This is a genomic window from Blastopirellula sp. SH421, from assembly GCF_057808535.1.
Window position 1 is genome coordinate 6,292,538 of record NZ_CM173712.1, and the last position, 15,761, is coordinate 6,308,298.

The 15,761-nt window shown below is 57.4% G+C and carries 8 protein-coding genes; 4 read left to right on the forward strand and 4 right to left on the reverse strand.

The window, feature by feature from the left end:
• Positions 1-91: 91 nt before the first annotated feature.
• Entirely contained in the window at positions 92-1,867 is a 1,776-nt protein-coding gene (locus SH421x_RS25580) for a cytochrome c peroxidase (RefSeq protein WP_488852854.1), read from the reverse strand.
• A gap of 379 nt (positions 1,868-2,246) precedes the next feature.
• Between SH421x_RS25580 and SH421x_RS25585 the strand changes: the two genes are divergently transcribed.
• Positions 2,247-3,461: a toxin-antitoxin system YwqK family antitoxin gene (locus SH421x_RS25585; protein WP_488852855.1), complete on the forward strand. Its 1,215-nt coding sequence runs from the start codon at positions 2,247-2,249 to the stop codon at positions 3,459-3,461.
• Between the two features lie 158 nt (positions 3,462-3,619).
• On the opposite strand, the gene SH421x_RS25590 is transcribed toward SH421x_RS25585, so the two are convergent.
• Positions 3,620-5,137 (reverse strand): sulfatase family protein, encoded by a 1,518-nt coding sequence (locus SH421x_RS25590; RefSeq protein ID WP_488852856.1) that lies wholly within the window; start codon positions 5,135-5,137, stop codon positions 3,620-3,622.
• Positions 5,138-5,349: 212 nt separating this feature from the next.
• On the opposite strand from SH421x_RS25590, the gene SH421x_RS25595 reads away from it, so the two are divergent.
• On the forward strand, positions 5,350-9,555 hold the full coding sequence (locus tag SH421x_RS25595; protein ID WP_488852857.1) for a c-type cytochrome: 4,206 nt from the start codon (positions 5,350-5,352) through the stop codon (positions 9,553-9,555).
• Positions 9,556-9,650: 95 nt separating this feature from the next.
• Here the strand turns inward: SH421x_RS25595 and SH421x_RS25600 are convergent, their stop codons facing one another.
• Complete coding sequence (locus SH421x_RS25600; protein WP_488852858.1) at positions 9,651-10,718, reverse strand: hypothetical protein; 1,068 nt, start codon at positions 10,716-10,718, stop codon at positions 9,651-9,653.
• A 168-nt stretch (positions 10,719-10,886) separates the two neighbouring features.
• On the opposite strand from SH421x_RS25600, the gene SH421x_RS25605 reads away from it, so the two are divergent.
• Together SH421x_RS25605 and SH421x_RS25610 are read left to right on the forward strand one after the other, a co-directional pair.
• A complete protein-coding gene (locus SH421x_RS25605) occupies positions 10,887-12,356 on the forward strand; it encodes a sulfatase (protein WP_488852859.1) in 1,470 nt (489 codons plus the stop codon).
• Positions 12,357-12,454: 98 nt separating this feature from the next.
• Positions 12,455-14,308, forward strand: a complete 1,854-nt coding sequence (locus tag SH421x_RS25610; protein WP_488852860.1) for a vWA domain-containing protein — start codon at positions 12,455-12,457, stop codon at positions 14,306-14,308.
• Positions 14,309-14,722: 414 nt separating this feature from the next.
• Here the strand turns inward: SH421x_RS25610 and SH421x_RS25615 are convergent, their stop codons facing one another.
• On the reverse strand, positions 14,723-15,271 hold the full coding sequence (locus tag SH421x_RS25615) for an REP-associated tyrosine transposase (protein ID WP_488852861.1): 549 nt from the start codon (positions 15,269-15,271) through the stop codon (positions 14,723-14,725).
• Between the last annotated feature and the right edge of the window lie 490 nt (positions 15,272-15,761).

Genomic DNA, 15,761 nt, shown 5'->3' on the forward strand with positions numbered 1-15,761 from the left:
AGAAAAACGCCATCCGAAAATGTAGTCGGATGGCGTTTTTGTCGCATTCTTGCAACTTTAGGATTCGAGCTCGCGTTTGGTGGCTCTCCGACTACAGCGTCTGCAAATACTCCACCAGATCCCGCGTCTCCTGATCGGTCAGCTTTTCGCCGGCGACATTTTCGGGTGCGTGATATTCGGTCAGTACTTCCTGCAACGTACGGGCTCGGCCGTGATGCATCAGCCGCACTTTCGAGTAAACGCCCAATAGCGACGGCGTGTTGTAACCGTCATAGCGATCTCGTTTGCTGCCGGTGCCAACGTCATGCAGCTGACCGTCGGTCATGCTCGCACCGCAGTGGCAACTGCTGCAGGCCGCTTTGTCACTGAAGAAGATCGCTTTGCCGCGTGCGACAGCGGGCGAACTTGAAGCGGCGCGAGCATGCGGGTTCGCCGGGGGAATCTGCTGATCGAAATAGGCGATTAGTGCATCCACCTCATGCTCTGGCAGTTTTTTCCCCTGCATCGTGTCGGTAAACGACGTCTGCATGGCGCTGCGTAGATCTTGCTGCCAACCGTGCCAGGTCCAAGGCGCTGTTTGGCTCACGTTCCACAGCACTGGGGCCGTTTTGTACGTGCCGATGCTGCGATCGTTGCGCGTATCAAAGATCTCGGCGTTGCTGCCGCCGTCGTAGTGACAACTATGACAACTGTACCACCGGTCAAAACTTTTATCGCCGTCGTAGAAGATCACTTCTCCCTGACGAGCCAGTGACATTTCGACCTGCGGCCCCAACGGAATGGTCCGTTGAATCGTCCGCGTCGCCAGATCGATCTGTTGCACCGCGTCCAGCAGATAGTTGGCGACGTAGACGCTCTCGCCGTCCGGCGTGATCTCCAAACCCATCGGACGTCCACCGACCGGGATCCGCGCAAAGCGGTCCGAATCGTCTAGCAGCTCTTGGTCAATATGCTCAGTCGAGCCGATCGTGTACATCTTCAGATCGGTCAGACGCAGCAACAGCAGCTCATGCGTCCCGCTAGCCGAGATGACGACGTGCGACTCGTCAGGAGTCAAATCAAGTCCGAAGGCATCTGCAACTGCGTTTCCTTCGGTATCAAGCGATAGCACCTCATCCAATACATCTTCAGTCAGATCGACGCGTCCCAGCCGATTGCCCAAGACCCATCCACGGCGAATGTTGTCCGGCGAGGGAATGTTTTCACCGTAGTGGAGCCACGGAAAGTAAACCTGTTTGCCATCGGCCGACGTTTTCATGTGGCCGATGTTCAGCCCTTTGATCCGCGTTGCATACAACGTCGAATTGCCGACCGTCTCGATCACGGCGATCGTTCCGTCGCCAGACAGCCCCACGGCCAGCCGCGAATCGTCCGGGCTAAGCGCCAGATAGCGGGGCAGGGGACCGGGATACGAACGCTCAATCAAGCGATTTTGCACCAAGTCGACCACGGCGACCGCATGTCCGCTAGGCAACGCGACAAAGGCTCGGGTTCCGTCTTTCAACACGGCTATCCCGTGCGGATCAAAGCCGACATCAATCTCGGCGGTTTTCTGAAGCTTGCCGGCGTTAATTTTCACTTTGACCAACAGCCCGGCATCGGCGGCGCTGACCAGGGCGGTTTGACCATCCCCGCAGACCACCACATAGGTGGGCCGGGCGCCAACGGCGATCTCGTCCAGGATGCGACCTGACGGCAGATCGACCAACGAGAGCGTACCGGAGGTTTGGTTGGCGGCCAACAACCATGCGGCCTGGGGCCCCAGCGCAACATCGACCGGCGAGCGATAGTCGGACAACGATTGAGCGCTAGCAGAACTCGCTGCCAGCAACAGTAGCAACGGGCAAACCATCGATAGACGAATCATAAGGCGAATCGCGAGGGAAAATGGCAGGACGGACATCCCTATCGTAACAGCTTGCCAGGGTCGATGCATGCGCTGATTTGATGACGCCAATTACTGCCGTAATTTAGGCAATTTAAGCATCGCATTAGCGATCAGTCGAAGGCTTGCGCTTTTGCCGTTCATTCGGCAGGAACCGAAGAACCTGAAAAAACCTGAGGAACTCGTCGAATCACTTATTAGGACGAATCTTGATGGGGCGGTCATGCCTACTGGATGACTGGATTCAAGAGACGGGCGCCGAAGGGGTCGTCTCGTCCGCAAATGTTGGCCTGCAGGGCCAACAACGCGAAGCGACGATGGATGAGCCCTTCTGGAATGATCTAATGCAAAGGAGTGCGATATGCGACGAACAATGAACGCGACTGCTTGGGCCCTGTTGGGTTGCGTCGCGTTATGCTCTCCGGCGATAGCCGCGCAGGGCGACGTCGAGCTCATCCAAGAGCGTTACCCCAACGCCTCGATCAAAATCGAACGTGAAGTAACGCAAGATGAAGCCGGCAACTATGTAAACCACGGCTACTGGAAGCATCTGGACGAAAGCGGCACGATGCTCGCCGAAGGCCAGTTCCAACAAAACCAGCGCGATGGCGTCTGGTCTCGTTGGTATCGCGGCAACGAATCAAACATGTTTCGTTCGGCGCCGTTTAATCAATTCAAACCGCCGTTTGTGTCGACCGCTTCTTTCAAAGAGGGAGCGCTTCACGGCGTGTGGGGAATTCATGACGCCAGCCAACGCATCATCATGGAAATCAGCTTCGTCGATGGCGAACGCCAAGGCCCAGCAAATTTCTACAATGTTGACGGCACCAAGCTGCAAGAAGCCAACTATGTAAACGGCTTGTTGGATGGCGAAGTGCTAGAGTATGCTCGCGGCGCCAAATCGCCCAGCCGATCGATCTTTATCAAAGGTCGCAAGCTGGCGGCGAAAGTGGATCAAGAAAAAGGGGGCCGCAAAAAAAGCGAAGGGGTCTACCTGCATGCTCCGCTGGTCGCCCACACCCAAGATAACTGGTGGGACGCGCAACTGGCCGACTACCAGCCGCAAGGCAAAGATGAACGCCATGGCAAATGGATTACCTATTACTCCAACGGCCAAATCCAGGTCGAAGGAGAATACGAGTTCGACGTGCCGGTCGGTAAGTTCATCTGGTGGTTCGCTAACGGTCAAAAAGCGATTCAAGGCTCCTACATCGCCGGCAAAGAAGATGGACGCTGGCTGTGGTGGCACGAGAACGGCCTGAAAAAGACCGAAGGCGCGTTCAAGCAAGGGGAACAAATCGGGAATTGGATGAGCTGGAACCCAGACGGCCGCGTCGCTAGCTCGCAAGACTATCCCAACACTCCCGAAGAAGCGCTGTCCAGCATTGACCAGCCGCCAATGATCGTCATCACCGACGAAGAGGGGGAACCGATGCAGCAGCCCGCCGAACAGGAAGAGCTGACCAGCAGTGAGCCTGCTCCGGTGAAACTGAAAGCCAAGGATTTTGAGGAACCGTCGTTGCTTCATCCGCAGGAAGCATCACTGCCGATCTTGAACCCGTTACCGCGACGATAGTTCAATACAAGTTTGGCGACACGACGAGCACGTCAACCTTTGAAACGCGAAATCCCTCGATCGCACGCCATGGTGATCGAGGGATTTTGTTTGCGCCATAGGGTCCGCAGTATGTGCAGTCCATTCAACACGTGTCGTGCGTGAATCATGACCTGCCGTTACGACGGCTTCACGTTTCCCTGTTTGTCAAACTGGACGACGGTGTCGTCATCTTCATACTGCTTCCGCAGTTTTTTCAGCTCAGCGTTCAATTGGTTCTTCACCTCGGCGTACTCTGAATCCGAGTAAACGCTCTTCAGCTCTTGGGGATCCTGCTTTAGATCAAACAGCTCCCATTCATCCGTCTTGTAATAGTGGATCAGCTTGTAGCGATCGGTACGAACGCCGTAGTGCGGCGCTACTTTGTGCGGCTGCGGATATTCGTAGTAGTGGTAATAGACGCTCTTCCGCCAATCAGGAATCGACTTTCCTGCTAGCATCGGCAAAAAGCTGCGACCTTGCATTTCGGCCGGGATCGCCACGCCAGCGGCATCCAGAAACGTCTCGGCAAAGTCAAGATTCATCACCAGTGCGTCATTCGTCGAGCCAGCCTTAATCTGCTTCGGCCAACGCACCATCAGCGGCGTGCGGAACGATTCTTCGTACATCCAGCGCTTGTCGTACCAACCATGTTCACCCAAGTAAAAACTTTGGTCCGACGTGTAAACCACAATCGTGTTTTCGGCCAGGCCGCTCTCGTCCAAATAGTCGAGAACACGCCCCACGTTGTCATCGACCGATGCGACGCAGCGGAGATAATCTTTGATGTAGCGCTGGTACTTCCAGCGGACCAGTTCATCCCCCTGCAGGTCGGCCTCTTCAAACGCTTTGTTCTTCGGTCCGTAGGCAGCGTTCCAAACTTCTAGTTGCTCTTTCGTAAATCCCGTGGGCTGGGTCAGCTTCAGATCGTTCGGGTTCATATGTTTGGCGATCGTCATCTCTTGCTCGGATGCCGGCGTCGCCCGATTCTCGTAGTCATCAAACAGCGTGTCCGGCTCTGGGATCGTTTCGCCGTCATACATGTTCAGGTACTTCGGCCCCGGCTGCCAGTTGCGATGCGGCGCTTTGTGCTGGTAGACCAGCAAGAACGGCTTGTTGGGATCGCGGCTTTCTTTTAGCCAGTTCAGCGCTAGATCCGTAATGATGTCAGTCGTGTAACCGGTATATTTGTGGTTGCCGGTATTGGAGAGCATCAACGGGTTGTAGTAAGGTCCTTGACCCTGCAACACTTCCCAATAATCAAAGCCGGTCGGATCGCTGACCAGGTGCCATTTGCCCACCACCGCCGTTTGATAGCCAGCCTTTTGCAGTAGTTTGGGATAGGTCACCTGTTTGCCATTAAAACGGCTGTGATTGTCGACAAAACCATTCTTGTGACTAAACTTGCCGGTCAAGATTACGGCGCGGCAAGGTCCGCAAATCGAATTGGTGACCATGCAATTTTCGAACCGCATCCCTTCGTTGGCGATACGATCCAGATGCGGCGTTTGGTTGATCTTGCTGCCGTAACAACTCAACGCGTTGTAGGCGTGATCGTCTGACATGATAAACAGAATGTTCGGCTGGTCAGCAGCAGCGGCGACGCTCGAAAACAACACCGCGGCAAGCAAAGCGAGAATCGGAGAGGCGTGCTTCATCACAGGCTCACTAGGCAAAGTGTCATGAGGGAAATGCGGACCGTTGCACGTCAGTTTAGCCCAAGCGGAATCCGTTTGCGAATTCCCCCGCTGACTCCTCGGATCCTTTGTTCTAAATATCACGAGATATCATGTGCAATTGGCGGCGCGGCGTAGTAAACTAGAGACACCGTAGATCCTTCCCCCCATTCCTTCCTTGGTTGCGGTTTTTCATGCCTGCTTGTCGCATTCTCGTCGCCGTTTGTCTGCTGATGACTGGCTCGGCCTCGATCGCCTTCGCCCAATTTGAAGATGAGTTCGCTTCAGGATTGATCGCCGACTATGTCGCATCTGACGGAACCAAGTGCCGCCGCATTGATCCGCAGATTGCGTTTCAATTTGGCGCCGCCGCGCCGGACGCGAGAGTGAGCCGCGGCAACTTTACCGCCAACTGGGATGGGTTGCTGCTGACCAAAACGCCGGGCCCCTACACGCTGCATGTGTACGCCCAAGGCAAAGTCCGCATCCAGATCGAAGACAAAGTTGTCCTCGACGCCGAAGCCCAGACCCCCACTTGGCTGACGGCCGAACCGATTAATCTGAAGTTTGATTGGCATCCCTTGCAGGTCACGTTCACCAAGACCGCTGCCGACGCGCAGATCGCCCTCTATTGGGAGGGACCAGACTACTCGCTAGAGCCGATCACGCCAGAGTGGCTGTTCCACGAAATCGACGACACCTTCGCGCAGCCGTTTGACGCTGGCCGTGATCTGGTTCGTGCGCATCGCTGCGCCGCGTGCCATGGCGGCGATCGCGCCACCGAGTTATCAGCGCCAGCGCTCAACCGTGTCGCCGGCAATCTATCGCAACCGTGGATTGTGGACCGGCTGACCAGCGCCGCCAACGAAAACGAAACGTCGACCCGCAAGATGCCCCACTATAACTTGCCCACAGCGGACGCCGAGGCGATCGCCGCTTATCTGGTGGCTGAGTCTGATGCGGTGGGTTCCAAAGGAAAGCCTGACAAAGGGGGCTCGGTCGGTACCGGCAAACGCATGTTCGAGTCGCTCGGCTGCTTGGCCTGTCATCGCGTGGGAGAGTTAGGCGCGGCTGGCCCCTTCAGCGGCGGCGACCTCAGCGATATCGCCGCCAAGCGACCGCCTCACTTTTTCGCCAAGTGGTTAGAAGATCCAGCGGCGCTCAACGCCGATCATCGGATGCCGGTTTATCAACTCGATGGCGACTCGCGCAAACACTTGGCCGCCTACCTGGCGACCCTCACCGAATCTGGCAAACTCGCTTCCACGCCGCAAACCAAGCCCAACGCGCTGCAAGTCCAGCAAGGGCGCAAACTGGTGCTCGCCAACCGCTGCGATGCGTGTCACCGCTTGCCGGGCGACTTAAAAGACCCCGCGCGCAAGCCGTTGGCGGCGCTCACCTCCGGCGACCTTTGGCACGACGCTTGTCTCGCGGCGCCGACGCCTGAGAAACATCCTGGCTACGCATTGTCGGCAGATGAACAAGCCGCGATTCGCACCTATCTGCGCGACAAGGCGCCCAGCCCACGTCCCGCAGCAGCCGCCAATGCCGGCGCAGTTTCTGGAGCGCAAATCATGCGCGAGCGCAATTGCCTGTCATGTCATGCCCGCGGGATCGGCAAAGGCTTGGCTCCGATTGCTGCGCAAGCGGCAGCCGGTGATTCAGTACTTAGCGCGGTTCTGCCAACGCTCACGCCGCCGTCGCTTAATAGCGTGGGGGACAAACTGCATGACCAGGCGCTGATCGATATTATCCTCCGCAAAGATCCGGTGCATCGCCCTTGGCTGAAAGTGCAAATGCCGCGGTTCCGGCTAAGCGAAACCGAGTTAGCCGCCGTGAAAGACTACCTGGTCGAACAAGATCGGATCCCGGCTCATCCCCTGGTGGGACATCCCTCAGAGATCGATCCGGCCGCATTAGCAATTGCCGGCCAGCGACTGGTCGGCGGCGAAGGCTTTAACTGCACGAGCTGTCATGCAGTCGGTGATTGGCGCCCCAATGACGCACCGCTCAACGCCAAGGGGCCAACCCTCTCGATGTTGGGAGATCGCATCCGCCGCGACTGGTTTGATCGCTGGGTCCGCAAGCCTGCCCGGATTGTGCCGCAGATGGAAATGCCCAGCGTCACCGTGCCGGTCAGCGGCGTGCTGCATGACGAGATCGATGATCAATTGGCCGCCGTCTGGACCGTGCTCAATACGCCTGGCTTTCAACCGCCCAAACCCAATCCCGTGCGGGTAGCGCGGCGCAGCGGCATCGCCAGCGATAACCAAACGGCGCTGGTGTTGACCGACGTGCTGCGTGATGTCGATCGCAATTTGCAGTTTATCAAGCCGCTGTTGATCGGCTTGCCCAATCGGCACAATGTACTGTTTGACCTCGAGTCAGGCCGGCTCGCATCGTGGAGCTTGGGAGACGCCGCCTACGAGCGCAGCGAAGGCAAATCGTGGTTTTGGGAACTGGCCGGCGCCGAGTTGCTAAACATCGCAGACGAAACTCCCGAGCTCGCCCTGGTGCAGCCAGACGGAAAGACGCTCGCTCCGCAAGCCGCCGGGCAATTTATCACTAGCTTTGACCGTTGGCGGCGCACCAGCGACGGCGGTCTTGCGGCCGAATATCGTCTCACCTTTGGCCAAGACAAACCGCTGACACTCCACGTGCGCCAAACCATCACCCCGGTCTGGGACCAACAAGGCGCGCACGGCTTTGTCCGCGGCTTCCAAGTCACCAATCTGCCGACCGGCTATCAACTGGCGCTGCGATTGCTCGATTCCAAGCAATCGCCAGCTGCCGAAATCAACGGCGATACGCTGACGCTCGCAAAGCAAAATATGTCAATCGCCCTAGCCGGCGACGCCAAGCTGCTTGCCTCGGGCATTGCGCAAATCACTCCGCAAAATGACGAGGCGAACTTCTCTGCTCGCTATCTCTCTAGCTTGCCGGCAGATCGCTATCCTCCCAAGCCGCAATTAGAACCCTCGATCGCCGCCGCGGCCGAGCTTACGATCACGCCTGGCTGGTCCGCCGAGCGGTTGCCGCTGACCGTCGAGCTAATGCCGACGGCGATCGGCTGGAGCCCCAACGGAGACATGGTGGTCGCGTCGCTCAAAGGGCGGATCTGGCTCGTGCGTGACGCCGATCACGATGGCAAGCCTGAGACGCTGATTCCGCTCGACATCGAGCTGGCGGCGCCCTTTGGCCTGGCCGCACATGACGGCTATCTGGATGTGATCAACAAATATTCGCTGCTGCGGATCTTTCATGATGACGCTGGTCATGTCGAACGGGTCGAAACGTTGGTCGATGGCTGGGGGCATACCTCCGACTATCACGACTGGGCGATGGGCTTGCCGCAAGACGCGGATGGCGCCTATTACGTTTCGACCGCTTGTCAACAAGACGGACGATCGGCGGCGGCGTCCAAGTGGCGCGGCGTGGTGCTAAAGCTGATCCCGCGCCAGCCGACAGCCGAAGATCCCAGCTACTTCAAGATCGAAGAACTAACCGCCGGGCATCGCTTTCCGATCGGGATTGCTCGTAACCAAGCCGGCGAACTATTCGTCACCGACAATCAAGGAAACTACAACCCGTTCAACGAACTGAATCATATCGTCCCCGGCCGACGGTACGGCTTTATCAACAAGATCGATCGCAAGCCAGGCTTTGCTCCTCCCGAGACCACGCCATCCATTGCAATCCCGCATCCGTGGACGCGCAGCGTCAACGGGATCTGCTTCCTCGAAACGCCGCAGGCGCTGCGCAAGCAAAGCGACGCCGATTACTTTGGACCGTTTGAAGGCGATCTGATCGGCTGCGAGTATGACACGCGTCGTCTGGTCCGCATGAGTCTGGACCATGTCGGCGACACCATCCAAGGAGCCATCTATCCCTTTACGCATGACCCCGGCGACGAAGTAAAGAACGCGCTGCTGGGTCCAATCGCCTGCGCCGTTTCGCCCAGCGGAGAACTAGTCATCGGCAACATGCGCGACGGCGGCTGGGGCGGAGGCGCCAATGTCGGCTCGCTAGTCCGCATGCGACCATTAGCGCAAAGCATGCCCAGCGGTATTGATGAAGTCCGCGCCACCAGCGACGGCTTTGTGATTCGCTTTACGCAACCGATCGCTGCGCCAGCGGCAGCCGAACCAAGCAGCTATACGCTCAATTCGTATCGCCGACAATCCACGCCGGCCTATGGCGGCGACGATCTCGATTCGCGCCCCGAGACGATCGACGTCATCGAAGTCAGCGCCGACAAAACCGAAGTCCGCCTACGACTCTCAGAACTCCGCGCTGGGTTCGTGTACGAACTGCACGTCGACGACACCGTTGCCGGAGAAGGCCAGAAGCTATTTCCGGCTGCCGCGTACTATACGCTGAATGTGATTCCCCAGCAGTAGCCAGGCGCCGCGATCCAGTCTATTGGCTCCGGGAATAACCCCGTCCGCCTTCGACATCAGGCCTTGGACTTTCGTCATTCGCGTCGCCGCGCACCTTACGTCGCGTCGGCCAACAACATCAACCGTTCGTGATACGGCCCATCTCCCATCAGGTCGAGACTCCACGCCAAGCGGCGGCGGTCTTCGGCGCGCGGCAAGCTTTCTAGCGCAGTGAAGACGCGGTTGATTTGCTCGTCGGTCACTTCGCTGATCAGCGGTTGTCCCAGGCCCATGATCACTTTGGCCCGCTGCAGGTCGGCAAACTTTTGCGGATCGTCTTGCAAAGAGGCAAATATCGTCGCCACGGCCGCTTGCGACTGCGCAAATTCGTGCCAGCGCTGCTCAGCTGCCGCTTGCAGCAAAAAGTTGTATTGATACACGGCCAAAGACATCGGCCCGGACGTAACTCCGACCCTCTGGCGACCATCGACATCATACTTCGGGCCATCTTGCAGCGCCTGGGGGAGATGCGGATCCCAACCCTGCACAATTTTTAAACGACTCAGTCGCGGGCTCGCCAAATATTGCTGCGTGCTGGCAGCGTAATCGGCCTCCGTAATTTTGGCGGCGACAATCCGCTCTCCGCCCGGCAGGTCAAGCAAGTGCTCTGTCGCGGCCGCGGTTAGGGGAACCCCGCTGACATCCGAGATCGAGTAAACGCCGATCGCGCGTCCCGCGTCGGCGACTTGCTTTAACAGCGGGGCCATGTTGTCGACCACTTCAACATCGCTAGCACCGGCCGGCAGATCGGTGCCAGGACGCAAAAAGACGACCGGAAATTCTTGCTCGACAATGATGTCCAACAACCGGGCATTCGCCGCGGCGCCATCTTCGGGACGCAGCAAAGCCATTCTCACCATCTCGCCGACATCGGCCTGGCCCGCGACAGAAAACCACTCCGCCAATTCGTCCACTGTCCGCAAGTGCCCCTGGCCGGTGGATGCGGCCAACAGCACGGCCGCAGCGCCGGCATGCGACATGTTCTCTAAATAGGCGACCAGCCGCTCGGGATCAAGTGCACGCCGCGGCAATTCGCCGCGCGTCGGATCAAAACAGGCGATCGTCGCGGTAGGGTAGTTTTGGATCGGGTCGGCGATCAACCAGTCGATATACTTGCTTGTCATAAGCTCAATTCTCGCGGCGAAAAACACAAAGGCGCCGCTCAAATCTACGCGCTCTTACGCTGCTCGACAAGCGTCATCCGAGGCTTCCCCCCCAGCGCAGAGACATTCGCCGACAATTTGACTAAAATAGCAGCACCCTTCTGCCCCACCTGCTTGCGGAGTCTGGCTATGTTCTCACACGCAAAAATTGTTGTCACGGCATTCTTTCTCTTCCTCGCAGCCACGGTTGTCGCCGCTGACAAGCAGCCCAACGTCCTGCTGATCGCCGTCGATGATTTGCGCACCGAGCTAGGCTGCTATGGATCGCCCGATGTCGAAAGTCCCCACTTAGATCAATTGGCCGCGCAGGCAATGTTGTTTCGGCGGCACTATGTGCAAGTGCCGACCTGCGGCGCTTCTCGCTTCGCCCTGCTAACCGGCCGCAGTCCGGCCCAGACCAGCGCACTGGCCAACACCGCTTTCTATGCCGGCAAGAATAAACTTTCCCCCACGCCGCTCGCCGGCGCTCAGACATTGCCCGAGCTCTTCCGCCGTAGCGGTTATCACACCGTATGCATCGGCAAGATCTCGCACACGGCCGACGGCAAAGTGTATGAGTACAACGGCCGCGGCGATGGCCGAGACGAAATGCCCGGCGCTTGGGACGAACTTGCAACGCCGTACGGTCCCTGGAAACGAGGCTGGGGCGTCTTCTTTGGTTACGAAGGGGGCAGCCATCGCGAAGACGGGACCGGCCGTCAAGACTTGCTAGAGTTTACCGCGACCCGCGACGAAGATTTGCCTGACGGCATGCTGGCCAACGCGGCGATCGATAAATTAAGCGATTTAAAAGAACGAGACGAACCCTTCTTCCTGGGACTCGGTTTCATCAAGCCGCATCTACCGTTTGTGGCAACCAAGCAAGATTGGGAAGCCGTCGCAACGCGCGAAATCACGCCCCCTGCATCGCCGGAGAAATTGCCGTCCGCATTTTGGTCCAATAGCGCTGAGTTCTACAAGTATGACATGCCTTATGTAAAATCCCGTCCCCTCGCGACTGCCGACGCGCTGAACGCCAAGCGGGGCTATCTCGCCTGCGTTCGTTATGTCGACCGTCAGATTGGCAAAGTGCTAGACCAGCTCGATCAATTGGGACTGGCCGAAAACACCATCGTGATCGTCTGGGGTGATCATGGCTGGCATCTGGGCGAGTACGCGATGTGGGGCAAACATGCTCCTTACGAACGAACGCTTCGCAGCACGCTCCTGATCCGCGCTCCCGGCGTTACCCAGCCCGGCAGCGTCTGCGACGCGCTGGTCGACTCGATCGATCTCTATCCGACGCTCATCGATCTCTGCCAGCCCAGCTTTACGCAAACTGCCAAGCCGCTGGATGGAGTTAGCCTGCGTCCAATTTTAACTGGCCAAGCCGATCAGGTGCATGACGTTTCACTTAGCTACTGGGGCGGAGCCACCTCGGTCCGTTCGCCAACACATCGTTTGATCGTAAAACAAACCCAAGGCAAGCAGCCGCAGACCGAACTGTACGACCTCCGGCAGACCGACGATCCCACCGAAAATCTAGCCGCCAGTCAGCCCGCAATGGTTGCGGAACTGCGGAAACAAAAAGCGGCTCGCGAAAAAACTGCAAAACCGTAATACGGGGTCTCTCGTCTAGCTGGGTGAGAATCGAAACATTCACTGCCCGAGCAGATCCTAGCGCCGGCGCAGCCTAAGCTTTTCTGAGGGAGAACCCAATGCAAGTTTCGCGAATCATGTTGCTGCTAGCCGTCGCCGCCGTCTGCGGTTGTCGTCCCCCGGAGGCAAAAAAAAGTGCTCCCAACGGCCCTAACCAGACAGCGCAATCGACAAGTATCCCCAACGCCGAGTCTGCCATCGTCACCGAAGAGCTGAAGGCCGACGTCGCCTATCAAGCCCCAGGGCAGGCCAACCAGCAAGCTGCCCAGCCAAGCAGCAATCTGGCCACCCTCGTAGAGCAACCGGCAGCCGCGCCCGTCACCATGTCCGCTCGGGATCGATCCGCTGCGATTCAAGAGAAACTATCTGGCCAACCGGTCCAAAGCTACGAATTGGCGACGAAAAAACAACCCATCGCCGGCGAAGCGATGCCGATGCTTCATAATCCTATGCCCGGCCAAGTCGCGGGGCAGGGCGAAGGCCCCGGCGTCGGCGGCGACAAGTTTGCGCATCTCGAAAATAATCCGTTCCGCGCCGTCGCCGACGAGCCTCTTTCGACCTTCTCGATTGACGTCGATACCGCTTCTTACTCCAAAATCCGCTCCTATCTGATCGACTACAACCAACTGCCGCCGCAAGGATCGGTTCGTATCGAAGAGTTGATTAACTACTTCACCTACGACTATGCGACCCCCACCGACGATAAACCCTTCGCCGCCAATGTCGAAGCGGCCGCTTGTCCTTGGAACCCGGCGCATCGCTTGGTGCGGATCGGCATTAAAGGAAAAGAGATCAACAACGCCGATCGCCCGGCCAGCAATCTGGTCTTTTTGCTCGACGTCTCTGGCTCGATGAGTGACGCTCGCAAGCTGCCGCTGCTCAAGCAAGGGATGAAACTGCTGGTCGATCAATTGGGCGAAAATGACAAGGTCGCGATCGTCGTCTATGCCGGCGCCGCCGGCATGGTGCTCAGCAGCACCGGCGGGGACAACAAATCAACCATCATGGAAGCGCTCGATCGCTTGCAGGCCGGCGGCTCAACCAACGGCGCGCAAGGGATCGCGCTCGCCTATCAAACCGCCATCGAGAACTTTATCAAAGGAGGCGTCAATCGCGTGATCCTCTGCACCGACGGCGACTTTAATGTCGGCGTGACCAGCACCAGCGATCTGGTTACCATGGCGGCCGAACAAGCCAAGGCCGGCGTCTTCCTCAGCGTGATCGGTTTCGGGATCGGTAATCACAATGACGCGATGATGGAAGAATTGTCAGGCAAAGCGAACGGCAACTATGCGTTTATCGATACGATCACCGAAGCGAAAAAAGTACTGGTCGAACAGATGAGCGGCACGCTGACCACCATCGCCAAGGATGTGAAAATCCAGATCGAGTTCAATCCGACCAAAGTCGCCGGCTATCGCCTGATCGGCTACGAAAATCGGCTGCTCGCCAACCAAGACTTCAACGACGACAAAAAAGACGCCGGCGAAATTGGCGCCGGACATTGCGTCACCGCGTTCTACGAGATCGTGCCCGCCTCGGTCGAGTCTCCAGTCTCCACCGCTCAGGTCGACGATCTAAAATACCAATCCTCGCGCGACGTTACCCCCGCCGCCGATAGCGACGAACTACTGACACTCAAGTTGCGCTACAAACAGCCCGACGCAGACGAAAGTTCGCTGATCTCGGTCGCAGTGCAAGACGCAGGCAACCGTTTCGCGCAAGCCAGCGGTGACTTCCAATTTGCCGCAGGCGTCGCCATGTACGGAATGCTCCTCCGCGGCGGCGATCAAGACGCCAAAGTAAATCTCGACGAGATCACCGAACTAGTCAGCAATAACGTTGGCGACGATAGCTATCGCAGTGAGTTTCTGAAACTGGTCGAAGCAACCAAGAAGTTAAAGCAGCAATAGAGCAATAGAGTCGCAGTAGTCACAGTAGGGTGGGTGCAGCAAAACCGAAACCAATCTCACCATCATCAACCAACACAACCGGTTTTGCGTAACCCACCGGACCCGCCGAACGATCCCGCGGCATCGGTGGGTTGCGCAAGCGGCGATGTTGTTTGACATTGGTTGCCGCTAATCGCTTGCTGCACCCACCCTACAATACTAATTCACAGTAGGGTGGGTGCAGCAAAACCGAAACCAATCCAACCATCGAAAATCAACACAACCGGTTTTGCGTAACCCACCGGACCCGCCGAATGATCCCGCGGCATCGGTGGGTTGCGCAAGCGGCGATGTTGTTTGACATTGGTTGCCGCTAATCGCTTGCTGCACCCACCCTACGATTACACTACTACACCAACCCACCGAACAACCTCATCATTCAAATTCACGAAACTCATCCCCATACCATACATTCGCACTCCCCCAATTGCGATCGTATTTTCTGTCCCGTACGTATCGATGAAAGGAGGACCAGGGCCAATCCCTCACTTGCTGCACCAGTCCATGCTTTAGAGGGTTCACATGGATGTAATCAATACAGCGACGAACATCATCTTCATCACGGCAGGTGTGCTCAAAAAACCTTCGCTGCCAAACTCCAAGCTCTCCCTTTTCGACGCGACTTTGACTGCGAGCCTGGCATGCACCACCTGCACGGTTCCATTGTTTCGTGAAGAGAGTTTTGATCCTCTTCCAGCGTGTGGAAAAATCTTGGTCTCCCAGCGGGAGAGTCCATATCGTGTGTAGATGGTCGGGGAGCAAGACGAAGGCGGTCGCCTCGAATGGCAGTTCCACTCGAACGTCATGTATCGCTTCCCGCAAACAATGACGTGCTAGATCGGTGGTCAAAATCGGCTGTCGCTGGTCGGTAACAACCGTAAAGAAGAAGACTTGGCCAATTCGTGATCTTCGGTATTTGCTCATGACATCATCGATGGGTTACACGAAATCTCCAGGAGGGTGAGTGTAGCAAAAACCGAAACCAATCCAACCATCAAAAAAAACACAACCGGTTTCGCGTAACCCACCGGACCCGCCGAACGATCGCGCGGCAATGGTGGGTTACGTAAGCGGCGATGTCGATTGACATTGGTTGCCGTCAATCGCTTGCTCCATCCACCCTACTAGACTAATTCACCGTAGGGTGGGTGCAGCAAAACCGAAACCAATCCAACCATCATCAACCAACGCCACCGGTTTTGCGTAACCCACCGGCCCCGCTGAACGATCCCGCGGCATCGGTGGGTTGCGCAAGCGGCGATGTTGTTTGCCATTGGTTGCCGCTAATCGCTTGCTGCACCCACCCTACTATCTTTCTCATAAAAGTGCTTGCTTCTCATTTCCTTCATTAGTATACTTACGTACAGGCAAACACGGCCGGGGACGCTGGCCTGATGTTGACGTTTTGGGGTCG

Bases quoted from the DNA above. Each gene is read 5' to 3' on its own strand.
- SH421x_RS25585 (WP_488852855.1), top strand. From the start codon at position 2,247: ATGCGACGAACAATGAACGCGACTGCTTGGGCCCTGTTGGGTTGCGTC.
- SH421x_RS25595 (WP_488852857.1), top strand. From the start codon at position 5,350: ATGCCTGCTTGTCGCATTCTCGTCGCCGTTTGTCTGCTGATGACTGGC.
- SH421x_RS25590 (WP_488852856.1), bottom strand. From the start codon at position 5,137: ATGAAGCACGCCTCTCCGATTCTCGCTTTGCTTGCCGCGGTGTTGTTT.
- SH421x_RS25580 (WP_488852854.1), bottom strand. From the start codon at position 1,867: ATGATTCGTCTATCGATGGTTTGCCCGTTGCTACTGTTGCTGGCAGCG.
- SH421x_RS25610 (WP_488852860.1), top strand. From the start codon at position 12,455: ATGCAAGTTTCGCGAATCATGTTGCTGCTAGCCGTCGCCGCCGTCTGC.
- SH421x_RS25615 (WP_488852861.1), bottom strand. From the start codon at position 15,271: ATGAGCAAATACCGAAGATCACGAATTGGCCAAGTCTTCTTCTTTACG.
- SH421x_RS25600 (WP_488852858.1), bottom strand. From the start codon at position 10,718: ATGACAAGCAAGTATATCGACTGGTTGATCGCCGACCCGATCCAAAAC.
- SH421x_RS25605 (WP_488852859.1), top strand. From the start codon at position 10,887: ATGTTCTCACACGCAAAAATTGTTGTCACGGCATTCTTTCTCTTCCTC.